Below are 12,376 nucleotides of genomic sequence, written 5' to 3' on the forward strand. Positions count from 1 at the left end.
TAAATAAACAATGAATATCATGAAAAGAAATCTATTATATTTAGCAGGATTCCTGCTTGCAGCCGCTACTATTTTCTCTGGCTGTAACGATGAAGATCCCTCCTATCACAATCTCGTGACAGATACACAGGAGCTGATAATTAATTTTGATGAAGCACCACAAGGAACGATTCAGATGCTTCAGGGAAATGGCAACTACAAGATAGTCAGTTCTAATGAAGAAGTGGCCACTGCCGTTGCCGAAGGAAATATGATTAAAGTGACAGCCTTGAAAGCGGGCATCACTAATCTGACAATCACCGACTGGGCACAAATGAGTACCAATGTAAAAGTTATAGTAGATCAGTTAAGTGAGCTAGTTCTGGCTGTTTCATCCACTAAAATGTATCTGGGTGAAAATAAAGTGATTAACATACATACAGGAAATAGAGGATACAAAGTGACAGTCGATAAAGAATCCATAGCCAAAGCTACGGTGGATGAAGAGGGACATATCCAAGTGGAATCCCTGGCACCGGGCATTGCGACCGTAACAGTTACCGACAGACTGAATAAGACTGCTGAACTTTCTGTGAAAGTAGTCAAACAACTAGTGCTCGACAACAGTGAAGAAATTGCTTATCTGACTATTGGTGAACCTCTGATTCTCAAGATTCTGGACGGTAACGGAGAATATACCTGTGTCAATAATGGCTCTGCCACTTATCTGAAATGTACAATGGCGGAGAATGGAACGGATGTCGTAGTCGAAGGTCTTAAAAGATACCGTTTCAACAAGACGATAACTATCAGTGACCAGGAAGGGGAATCAATCAGCATCAATGTGGTATATATCGACGACCCTTATCTGACAAACCCGTCTTATCGCTACTTTATAGCCGGTTCTGCTTCTTACCAAAGCCTATCTACCTCAGCAGTAGGCACAGTAACTCACGCAGCAGAGTTCAACATGTCCGAACTGGTTATAAAAGGAACAGGAACGTATGCCAGCGGTTTTGCCATCCAATTTACAGGAGACTTGACAGTGGGCGATAAGAGCAACGCTGTACTGTATAAGGTGACAAGAAATGCAATAGATAAAAGTGTGAAATATCCGGCAGAAAATTGCCGTATCGATAAAGTTGAAAACGACTGGTATTGGGTTAGTTTTACGGAACCGAACTGTACAGCTCGTTCGTATTTTATAACTAAACAATAATTTGTAAACTTGACGCATGTATTTTAAAAGTACCCCCATACTTTTGAAGTGACAAACATAAAAAGAGACTGTTCTTGCAACACAGTATATCCCTTGTATCTGTCTGTATTGTGGTCAGTCTCTTTTTATTAATTTTGAATAGATATGAATAGATATGATAACAGATTACGTGTTCTTATGGAAGAATACGAAATGCTCATCTCACGTGAAAATGAAAAGATACTGCCAGGCAATGGAATATTCGAACGCTATAAATATCCCATATTAACGGCTGCCCATACTCCACTGGAATGGAGATACGACTTCAACCCCGAGACAAATCCATATTTTATGGAACGCTTCGGCATTAATGCCGTATTCAATGCAGGAGCAATCAAGTTCAATGAGAAATATCTTGTAATGGGACGGGTAGAGGGGTATGATCGCAAATCATTCTTTGCCATTGCCGAAAGCCCTAACGGTATTGATCGTTTCCACTTCTGGGAGTATCCGGTTCAACTCCCGGATTTATATCCCGAAGAAACGAATGTATATGATATGCGCTTGACAGCCCATGAGGACGGCTGGATTTATGGAATTTTCTGCAGCGAAAGTCTTGATCCCAACGCTGCGCTGGGTGATCTGTCTTCTGCCGTAGCCAAAGCGGGTATCATACGTACCAAAGATTTAAAGAACTGGGAACGTCTCCCTAATTTGATTTCCCAAAGTCAGCAGCGCAATGTCGTACTGCATCCGGAATTTGTAAATGGCAAATATGCTTTATATACCCGTCCGCAGGATAACTTTATCAACGCCGGTAACGGCGGAGGTATCGGCTGGGCACTGATAGACGACATCACCCATGCAGAAATAAAAGAAGAAACCATTATAAACCACCGTCATTATCACACCATCAAAGAGGTGAAAAACGGTGAAGGGCCTCATCCCATCAAAACTTCCCAAGGATGGTTGCACCTGGCTCACGGAGTCCGTGCATGCGCCGCCGGTCTGCGCTATGTGCTCTATCTGTACATGACTTCTTTGGAAGATCCGACAAAGATCATTGCCGAACCGGGTGGTTTCTTACTGGCACCCATGGGAGAAGAAAGGATAGGAGATGTATCCAATGTACTTTTCTCTAATGGATGGATTGCTGATGAAAATGGAACAGTGTATATCTATTATGCCTCTTCCGATACTCGTATGCATGTGGCAACTTCTACAATCGACAGACTGATAGACTATTGCTTCCACACACCTGCGGACGGTTTCCGTTCCGCTGCTTCTGTAAAGAACATTTATAAGTCCGTAGAAGCCAACAAACTGATCTTGGCAGAACAGTTTCATTTTTAAGGTATTCAGGCACAAAGCGCAAAACTGCCGGTTTTTCGGTGAAAAACCGGCAGTTTTGCATTCTCCTCTTTATATAGAACTACTTCCACCCGCATCTCCGCATCTATCACTGAATATGTCAATACAAAAAGAAAACTCAGGTGATATCAACATAGTATCAGAATGAGTTAAAATAATATTTGTTTCGTTATCGCTTTCCACCTACCTTTGTCACAAAGATCATAACATATAAATCGATTCAAACCTATAGTATGAAATTACACACTACCGACCTTCTCATCATTTGCGTTTATCTGATCGCTATGATTGCCATCGGACTTATTCTAAAAAAACGGGCTGCCCAAAATATGAACTCCTATTTTCTAGGAGGGAAATCACTGCCTTTCTATATGCTCGGACTGTCCAATGCTTCCGGAATGTTCGACATCACAGGCACGATGCTAATGGTATATTGGGCATTCGCTTACGGATTCAAGAGCCTTTGGATTCCCTGGTTATGGCCGGTATTCAATCAGATATTTCTAATGATATATCTATCGGTGTGGCTCCGCCGTTCCAATGTACTTACCGGAGCGGAATGGATCAAGACACGTTTCGGAAAAGGTAAAGGGTCTACTCTTTCACATACGATTGTTATCATCTTCGCACTATTGAGTGTCTTAGGTTTTCTAAGTTACGGTTTCATAGGTATTGGCAAGTTTATGGAGATATTCATCCCCTGGGAAGTAGTATCTCCTTACATTCCTTTCAATGTTCCGGCAGAATACGTCCCCCACGTATATGGTATCTTCTTTACCGCTATTGCCACATTCTACGTAATGCTCGGAGGTATGTTGAGTATTGTATGGACAGATGTGGTGCAATTCCTGATTATGACAGTAGCAGGTATCGTGATCGTTATTATCGGAATGCAAATGGTAGCACCGGATATGATTCACTCCTTCGTTCCCGCCGGATGGGATTCCCCTTTCTTCGGATGGACATTGGACATTGACTGGAGCAGCCGAATGAACCTCCTGACAGAACGCATGGCAAATGAACCATATAGCCTGATTAGTATCTTCGTCATGATGGCTTTACTCAAAGGAATATTTATGAGTATGGCAGGACCTGCACCCAACTATGATATGCAGAAAATTCTATCCTGCAAATCCCCTAAAGAAGCGGCTATGATGAGCGGCTCCGTATCGGTCGTACTGTTAATTCCCCGCTACCTGATGATTATGGGATTTGCCTTGTTGGCTATCTACTTCTTTAAGGAAGATGGCGGCCTGACACAAATGGAAGTGACACGGACCGATTTTGAGACCATTCTCCCCCACCTAATCACACGTTACGTACCGGCAGGACTGGCAGGTTTGCTATTAGCCGGACTACTGGCGGCTTTCATGTCAACCTTTGCATCCACAGTCAATGCCGCACCGGCCTATATCGTGAATGATATTTATTTGAAATATATCAATCCGAAAGCGAGTGTGAAAACACAGATACGCAGCAGCTATATCATTTCTGTTGCAGTGGTAGTTGTCAGCACTATCATCGGATTCTTCCTGAAAGACATCAATGAAATATTCCAATGGATTGTAGGCGCACTCTTCGGAGGATACATCGCAGCCAATGTATTGAAATGGCATTGGTGGCGCTTCAATGGCGAAGGTTACTTCTGGGGAATGACTGCCGGAGTCATAGCAGCCATTGTCATGAAGTTTACAGTTCCCGACGCATGGGTGCTCTACTTCTTCCCGGTACTGTTCGGTGTCTCTCTGATAGGATGTATTGCCGGAACGTACAGTGCACCTCCGACAGACGAAGAAACATTAATCAGTTTCTACACCCGTGTACGTCCATGGGGATGGTGGAAACCGATTGAAGAAAAAGCATTAGCCCGTTACCCCCATATACAGCCCAACAAGAACTTCAAAAGAGATGCATTCAACGTGGTTATCGGTATTATCTGGCAATGCAGCCTCACGATCATTCCGATGTATCTCGTTGTCCGCGAACAACTGGGGTTATGGAGTTCTATCGCGTTACTTCTGGTTACGACACTGATACTAAGAAAAACCTGGTATAAACCCTTGTGTAAAGAAGAAGTAAGGTATAATGAAGAAATGAAACAACTAAAATAAGGAAAAAAGATTATTAGCTTAACACACTAAAAGACAGAGAACCGATCATGAAAAAACTATCCGTCATACTATTGTCATTGATACTATGCCTCCCACTATGCGCTCAATTTAAAGGGACAGTCTATATCGACAGCAACCAATCGGGCATATTGGATAAAAGCGATAAGCCGCTGATGGGAGTCATGGTAACAGATGGATTGAATGTGGTAAAAACAGATAAAAAAGGTCGGTTCTCTTTACCCGGATTCGCAAAAACAAGATTTATCACTATTACCACCCCTGCCGGATTCGAAACGCAACAATTCTATTTGCCTACCCAGGAAAACAGAAAAACCTATGACTTCCTGCTGACAGAAAGTGAACGGACTCAATCCAAAGAGCACTCTTTCATCCAAATCACTGATACTGAAGCTACCGGAGGACTGGGAAGATGGGTGACAGATTTGAAAAATTACATCAACAGCGAAAAGCCCGCCTTTCTGATTCACACCGGAGATATTTGTTACGAACCGGGCTTGCAAATGCACAACCGGATAGTAAATTCACAAACCATGAACTGCCCTGTTTACTACTGCATAGGGAATCATGACCTTGTAAAAGGCAACTACGGCGAAGAACTTTATGAATCAATCTACGGCCCGACCTGGTATTCATTTGATATCGGCAATATCCATTACGTGGTCACCCCCATCGACCACGGCGACAACCCGACCGATTACACTCTGAAAGATGTATATAACTGGCTGAAAAATGACCTCTCCTCCATGAAGAAAGGCCAAGCCCTGATTATTTTCAATCACGACCTATTTACTCCCAATGATACTCTCGTATTCAAAGCGGACAATCAGCACGTGCTCGACTTCTGCCCATTCAATGCCAAAGCCCAAATATACGGGCACATGCACTACAACTATGTGCGCAATCAAAACGGAATCTATACCATTTGTACCGGCACACTGGACAAAGGTGGTATTGACCACTCCCCCTCCTCTTTCCGCGACATTAAAGTAGACGCAAACGACAACATCACCACACAGCTACGATATGCTTTCGTCGCCCCGCAAACCACCATTGTTTTTCCAATGAAACAACAAAAAGTGGGAACCAACACTGACGGACAACTTTCCATTTCTGTAAATGCATACAATTCGCAAGCAAAGACCCAACAAATCTCATATATATTGACCACTCCGGAAAGTAACGAAGAAGTAGTACGAGGCACTCTCACACCACTCACCGACTGGAATTGGACTGCTAATATTTCAATCCCCTCCGATAAAAACGGGAAAGAACTGAAACTGACAGTCACCTCCTCTTTCAATGACGGAAAGAAAGCGACAGACTCCTGTTCTTTCATTTATGAGAATGGTTTCAAACCGTCCATCATTCCCGGTGAGAACTGGAATACCTTACTCCAAAATGCCGCCCATACCGGAGGAATCAATCATTCCAACCTCCATCTCCCTCTGCAACTGGCTTGGACCGCCAATGCCGGAAGCAACATTTTTATGACTTCCCCCCTCATTGCGGACGGCCAAGTATTTACAGCTACCACAGATGATAATGTTTCACTAAACACCTATATATGCGCATTCGACCTCAACTCCGGGAATCCCGTATGGAAATACCGGACAGAAAACTCAATAAAGAATACCATTGCTTACGAAGATGGAATTATTGTAGCACAGGATGCCGCCTGCCATCTATATGCCATTGATGCAAAAACAGGTCAGCTGCTATGGAAACAACGAATCAACTTGGACAGCTATCCATATCTCACCGAGGGACTGACAACAGATAACGGAGTAGTCTATGCCGGAATCGGTGTAGGTCTATCTGCCTATGACCTGAAAACCGGACGCATTCTATGGACCAACAAAGACTGGCGGCAACGTGAAGGCTCCACCACCACATTAACCATTGCCGATGGTGTACTTATCAGCGGAACTCAATGGGGAGGATTATACGGCAATGACATCCACACGGGAAAACAACTTTGGAAACTCTCGGACAACGGACTTGGCAATCGTGGTGCGTCTCCGGTTTACAAAGATGGCAAATTATGGATTATCTCTTCCAAAAGCCTGTTTACCATCGATCCTAAAACCGGAACAGTACTTCAACAAAAAGATTTATCAATCAATCTGGATGCCACCTCTACCCCTCTGGTCACTGAAAATGAGATCATTTTCGGAACCGTAGAACGCGGAGTGATGGCACTGGACAAATCGACCCTTTTCAACAAATGGAAAGCTGAAACATTACCGTCTCTGGTCTACACTGCACCTTACTCCACCACACCGCAAGCCGGAGTAGAAACCAGTCCCGTCGCTTCGCAAGGAACCGTGTTTATCGGAGCTTCCGATGGCTACCTTTACGCCATCGACCAGTCAACCGGTATCATAAAAGAAAAACTAAATCTTGGAGCACCCATATTCTCAACAGTTGCCGTATCCGGAAATTGTATGATTGTTTGCGATTATTCCGGCAATGTGCATTGTTTTACCCTCGCGCAGTTTTTGCCACCCTACGCGTTGTAATTTAAAGATTATCACGTATCTTTGCCTCCTCAAATCATAAATACGAGATATGGCTATTACAATCAAGAAAGTCTCCACAAAGAGAGAGCTTAAGAAATTTATCCGTTTCAATTACAGAATGTACAAGGATAATCCTTACTCTGTGCCTGATCTTTATGACGATATGCTCAACACCTTCAACAAGAAGAAGAACGCAGCATTCGAATTCTGTGAAGCAGATTATTTCCTCGCATATCGGGACGATAAAATAGTAGGACGTGTAGCTGCAATCATCAACAATCAGGCGAACGCAAAGTGGGAATGTAAGAACGTTCGTTTCGGATGGATAGACTTTATCGACGACCCCGAAGTGTCATCCGCACTTATCAAAGCAGTAGAAGACTGGGGAAAAGAACGAGGCATGACTCACATTGCCGGTCCTCTCGGATTTACCGATTTCGATGCTGAAGGAATGCTGATTGAAGGATTCGACCAGCTTAGCACCATGGCCACTATCTACAACTACCCCTACTATCCTGTACACATGGAAAAGCTAGGTTTCGAGAAAGACGCTGACTGGGTGGAATACAAAATCTACATACCGGATGCCATTCCCGACAAGCACAAACGTATCTCCGAACTGATCCAACGAAAATATAACCTCAAAATAAAGAAATACACCTCCGGAAGAAAAATAGCCAAAGACTACGGACAGAAGATTTTCGAACTGATGAACGAAGCATACAGCCCACTTTACGGCTATTCTCCATTGACACAGCGACAAATCGACCAGTACGTAAAAATGTACCTCCCAATCCTTGATTTACGGATGGTTACCCTGATCACCGATGCCAATGACGAGCTGGTTTGTGTAGGTATCTCCATGCCATCCCTTGCCGAGGCACTACAAAAATCACACGGGCGTCTGTTACCGCTCGGATGGTTCTATCTGCTAAAAGCACTATTTATGAAACGCCGTGCCAAAATGCTTGATCTGCTACTTGTTGCAGTGAAACCGGAATACCAAAATAAAGGTGTTAATGCTTTGTTATTTTCCGATTTAATTCCAGTTTATCAAAAATTAGGTTTTATCTTTGCGGAAAGCAACCCCGAACTGGAGCTGAACGGAAAAGTTCAGGCACAATGGGATTACTTTGAGACTCAACAACATAAGCGCCGCCGTGCGTTCATCAAAGAGATAAAATAAAAACAGCTATGGAAGAGAACGAATTGATACCTGTAGACAACAACAATGCAGTAGAGTACACTGACGACAACATCCGCCACCTGAGCGACATGGAACATGTGCGCACACGCCCCGGTATGTATATCGGAAGGCTGGGCGACGGTGCACATGCCGAAGACGGAATCTATGTCCTCCTGAAAGAAGTAATTGACAACAGTATTGACGAGTTCAAAATGCAAGCCGGTAAGAAAATCGAGATTACCGTTGAAGAAAACCTTCGTGTCAGCGTACGCGACTACGGACGGGGCATCCCGCAAGGAAAACTCATCGAAGCAGTCAGCATGCTGAATACCGGTGGTAAATACGACAGTAAAGCATTTAAGAAAAGTGTCGGACTGAATGGTGTCGGTGTGAAAGCCGTCAATGCTCTAAGCTCCCATTTCGAGGTACGCAGTTACCGCGATGGCAAAGTACGTATCGCCACTTTCTCAAAAGGTAACCTGCTGACCGATGAGACGCAGAACACCGAAGAAGAAAACGGAACTTACATCTTCTTCGAACCGGATAATACACTATTCCTGAATTACAGCTTCAAGCCCGAATTTATTGAAACAATGCTACGTAATTACACGTACCTTAATACAGGGCTTGCCATTATTTATAACGGACACCGCATCTTGTCACGCAATGGTCTGGTAGACCTTTTGAACGACAACATGACGGCAACCGGACTTTACCCGATCATCCATCTGAAAGGGGAAGACATCGAAATCGCTTTCACACATACAGGGCAGTACGGAGAAGAATATTATTCTTTTGTCAACGGTCAGCATACTACCCAGGGTGGTACGCATCAAAGTGCCTTCAAAGAACACATTGCCCGCACCATCAAAGAGTTCTTTAACAAGAACATGGATTATACCGATATCCGTAACGGACTGGTTGCCGCCATTGCCGTCAATGTGGAAGAACCGATTTTTGAAAGCCAGACCAAGACTAAACTAGGGTCTACCAATATGGTTCCCGGTGGCGTGACGGTCAACAAATATGTAGGCGACTTTATCAAACTTGAAGTAGATAATTTCCTGCACAAGAATGCGGATATAGCGGAAGCCATCCAACAGAAGATACAGGAATCCGAAAAAGAACGTAAAGCCATTGCAGGTGTAACGAAACTTGCTCGTGAGCGCGCAAAAAAGGCGAACCTGCATAACCGTAAATTACGCGACTGCCGCATCCACCTCAACGACCCGAAAGGAAAAGGACTGGAAGAAGACTCCTGCATCTTTATCACCGAGGGAGACTCTGCAAGCGGTTCCATCACCAAGAGTCGTGACGTAAATACTCAAGCAGTATTCAGCCTCCGTGGTAAACCGTTGAATTCTTTCGGACTGACGAAAAAGGTGGTTTACGAGAACGAGGAATTCAACCTGCTTCAAGCAGCCCTGAATATAGAAGATGGTATTGAAGGACTACGCTACAACAAAGTGATCGTAGCAACCGATGCCGATGTGGACGGTATGCACATCCGCTTGCTGCTGATTACGTTCTTCCTGCAATTCTTCCCCGACCTCATCAAGAAAGGACATGTATATATCCTGCAAACCCCTTTATTCCGTGTACGTAACAAGAAAAAGACAAGTTACTGCTATAGCGAAGAAGAACGTATCAATGCCATCAACGAATTAGGACCGAATCCGGAGATCACCCGATTTAAAGGTTTGGGAGAAATCTCACCGGACGAGTTCAAACATTTCATCGGCAAGGATATGCGTCTGGAACAGGTGACACTGCGCAAAACGGATGCAGTAAAAGAACTACTCGAATTCTACATGGGTAAAAATACTATGGAACGGCAGAACTTTATTATAGATAACCTGGTTATAGAAGAAGACTTGGCATCATGAGAAAAGCAATATTCCCGGGTACTTTCGACCCTTTCACCATCGGACATTATTCGGTAGTGGAGCGTGCACTTACCTTTATGGACGAAATCGTGATAGGAATCGGTATCAATGAGAACAAGAATACCTACTTCCCCATTGAGAAAAGGGAGGAAATGATTCGGGAACTTTATAAAGACGAACCTCGCATCACAGTGATGTCCTACGACTGTCTGACAATTGATTTTGCGCAGGAAGTAGGGGCCAGGTTTATTGTCCGCGGTATCCGTACGGTAAAGGATTTCGAATATGAAGAGACCATTGCGGACATTAACCGTAAACTGGCGGGGATTGAAACCATCCTGCTCTTCACAGAACCGGAACTGACTTGCGTCAGCTCTACGATTGTACGCGAGTTATTAACCTATAATAAAGATATCAGCCAGTTTATTCCCAAAGGAATGAAAATGAGTGAATGACACTCGTTAGGGAATAGGAGGTGAGTCAGAAAAGATGATGAAGAAACTAACGATTATACTATCCGTTTGCTTGTGGGCAGTTGCCGCACAAGCCCAGAACTTCGGTTCCGAAGCCATGCGAAAGCTACAAATGGCAGAGTTTGCAATCTCCAATTTCTATGTGGACAAAGTAGATGAAGACAAGTTGGTAGAAGAAGCCATCATCAAGATGCTGGCACAACTTGATCCGCACTCTACTTATTCGGATGCAGAGGAAGTGAAGAAGATGAACGAACCACTTCAAGGTAACTTCGAGGGTATCGGAGTGCAATTCCAGATGATAGAAGACACCCTGTTGGTGGTGCAGCCTGTCAGCAACGGCCCTTCCGAGAAAGTCGGTATCCTTGCCGGTGACCGTATCATTGCCGTGAATGACAGCGCTATTGCCGGAGTGAAAATGAGTACGGAAGATATAATGAAGCGTCTTCGTGGTCCGAAAGGTTCGAAAGTCAATCTGACAATCGTTCGTCGTGGCGTGCAAGACCCTTTATTGTTTACAGTGAAAAGAGATAAGATACCTATCCTTAGCCTCGACGCCTCTTATATGATTCAACCTAACACGGGTTATATCCGCATCAACCGCTTCGGAGCGACAACTGCTGAAGAGTTCAAGAAAGCAATGAAGGACCTCCAGAAGCAAGGTATGAAGGATATGATTCTTGACCTGCAAGGAAACGGAGGCGGTTATCTCAATGCAGCCATTGACCTTGCTAACGAATTCCTGGGACAAAAGGAACTGATTGTATATACCGAAGGCCGGACTGCCAAGCGTAGTGATTTCTATGCAAAAGGTAACGGGGACTTCCGTAATGGTCGTCTCATCATATTGGTAGACGAGTATACAGCTTCCGCCAGCGAAATTGTCAGCGGTGCGGTACAGGATTGGGACAGAGGAATTATTGTAGGCCGCCGTTCTTTCGGTAAAGGCTTGGTGCAACGTCCTATCGACTTACCAGACGGTTCCATGATTCGTTTAACCATCGCCCGTTACTATACTCCATCCGGACGCTCGATCCAAAAACCATACGACAGCACTGTCGATTACAATAAAGACCTGATAGAGCGCTTCAACCACGGTGAGCTTATGAATGCCGACAGCATCCATTTCCCAGATTCATTGAAAGCGCAGACAAAGAAACTAGGACGTACTGTGTATGGCGGAGGTGGCATTATGCCTGATTATTTCGTGCCCATCGACACTACATTGTATACGGATTATCACCGGAACCTGGTAGCTAAAGGAGTGGTTATCAAATTTACCATGAAATTTATCGAGGGACACCGGAAAGAATTAGCTAACAAGTATAAGAAGTTCGAATCATTCAACGAGAAGTTTGTCATTGATGACGATATGCTGGCTACTTTACGGGAAATGGGTGAGAAAGAGGGTGTGAAGTTCAATGAAGAACAATATCAGAAATCGCTCCCACTTATCAAAACGCAACTCAAAGCACTGATCGCCCGCGACCTTTGGGATATGAACGAATATTTCCGGGTAATGAATACAACGAATGAAAGTATACAAAAGGCTTTGGAAATACTGAATTCGGACGAGTATCAGAAGAAACTGAAATAAACTGCAAAAATAATTCGGATAAACCGTACCTGATC

The 12,376-nt window shown here is 44.1% G+C and carries 8 protein-coding genes; all 8 read left to right on the forward strand.

Annotated elements, in window-relative coordinates; translation table 11 throughout:
• Positions 1–19: 19 nt before the first annotated feature.
• Complete coding sequence (locus NXX38_RS04995; RefSeq protein ID WP_258978728.1) at positions 20–1,198, forward strand: hypothetical protein; 1,179 nt, start codon at positions 20–22, stop codon at positions 1,196–1,198.
• 144 nt (positions 1,199–1,342) lie between these two features.
• The gene (locus NXX38_RS05000; protein WP_258978729.1) at positions 1,343–2,530 is read left to right on the forward strand and encodes a glycosidase; all 1,188 of its coding nucleotides are present in this window, start codon (positions 1,343–1,345) and stop codon (positions 2,528–2,530) included.
• A gap of 251 nt (positions 2,531–2,781) precedes the next feature.
• The gene (locus NXX38_RS05005; protein WP_148366823.1) at positions 2,782–4,659 is read left to right on the forward strand and encodes a sodium:solute symporter family protein; all 1,878 of its coding nucleotides are present in this window, start codon (positions 2,782–2,784) and stop codon (positions 4,657–4,659) included.
• A gap of 47 nt (positions 4,660–4,706) precedes the next feature.
• Positions 4,707–7,199: a PQQ-binding-like beta-propeller repeat protein gene (locus tag NXX38_RS05010; protein ID WP_258978730.1), complete on the forward strand. Its 2,493-nt coding sequence runs from the start codon at positions 4,707–4,709 to the stop codon at positions 7,197–7,199.
• A gap of 49 nt (positions 7,200–7,248) precedes the next feature.
• Positions 7,249–8,385: a GNAT family N-acetyltransferase gene (locus NXX38_RS05015; RefSeq protein WP_148366825.1), complete on the forward strand. Its 1,137-nt coding sequence runs from the start codon at positions 7,249–7,251 to the stop codon at positions 8,383–8,385.
• An 8-nt stretch (positions 8,386–8,393) separates the two neighbouring features.
• Positions 8,394–10,271 carry a DNA topoisomerase IV subunit B gene (locus NXX38_RS05020; RefSeq protein ID WP_148366826.1) on the forward strand — a complete coding sequence of 626 codons (1,878 nt, stop codon included), beginning with the start codon at positions 8,394–8,396 and terminating at the stop codon, positions 10,269–10,271.
• Entirely contained in the window at positions 10,268–10,726 is a 459-nt protein-coding gene (gene coaD, locus NXX38_RS05025) for a pantetheine-phosphate adenylyltransferase (protein WP_148366827.1), read from the forward strand. Before NXX38_RS05020 ends, coaD begins: the two co-directional genes overlap by 4 nt.
• Before the next feature lie 37 nt (positions 10,727–10,763).
• The gene (locus NXX38_RS05030; protein ID WP_217721025.1) at positions 10,764–12,341 is read left to right on the forward strand and encodes a S41 family peptidase; all 1,578 of its coding nucleotides are present in this window, start codon (positions 10,764–10,766) and stop codon (positions 12,339–12,341) included.
• Positions 12,342–12,376 lie beyond the last annotated feature (35 nt).

The organism is Bacteroides sp. BFG-637, assembly GCF_024793605.1.
GTDB lineage: Bacteria > Bacteroidota > Bacteroidia > Bacteroidales > Bacteroidaceae > Bacteroides > Bacteroides vicugnae.

Coding starts and splice junctions, on each gene's coding strand:
- NXX38_RS04995 (WP_258978728.1), top strand. CDS start 20: ATGAAAAGAAATCTATTATATTTAGCAGGATTCCTGCTTGCAGCCGCT.
- NXX38_RS05000 (WP_258978729.1), top strand. CDS start 1,343: ATGAATAGATATGATAACAGATTACGTGTTCTTATGGAAGAATACGAA.
- NXX38_RS05005 (WP_148366823.1), top strand. CDS start 2,782: ATGAAATTACACACTACCGACCTTCTCATCATTTGCGTTTATCTGATC.
- NXX38_RS05010 (WP_258978730.1), top strand. CDS start 4,707: ATGAAAAAACTATCCGTCATACTATTGTCATTGATACTATGCCTCCCA.
- NXX38_RS05015 (WP_148366825.1), top strand. CDS start 7,249: ATGGCTATTACAATCAAGAAAGTCTCCACAAAGAGAGAGCTTAAGAAA.
- NXX38_RS05020 (WP_148366826.1), top strand. CDS start 8,394: ATGGAAGAGAACGAATTGATACCTGTAGACAACAACAATGCAGTAGAG.
- coaD (WP_148366827.1), top strand. CDS start 10,268: ATGAGAAAAGCAATATTCCCGGGTACTTTCGACCCTTTCACCATCGGA.
- NXX38_RS05030 (WP_217721025.1), top strand. CDS start 10,764: ATGAAGAAACTAACGATTATACTATCCGTTTGCTTGTGGGCAGTTGCC.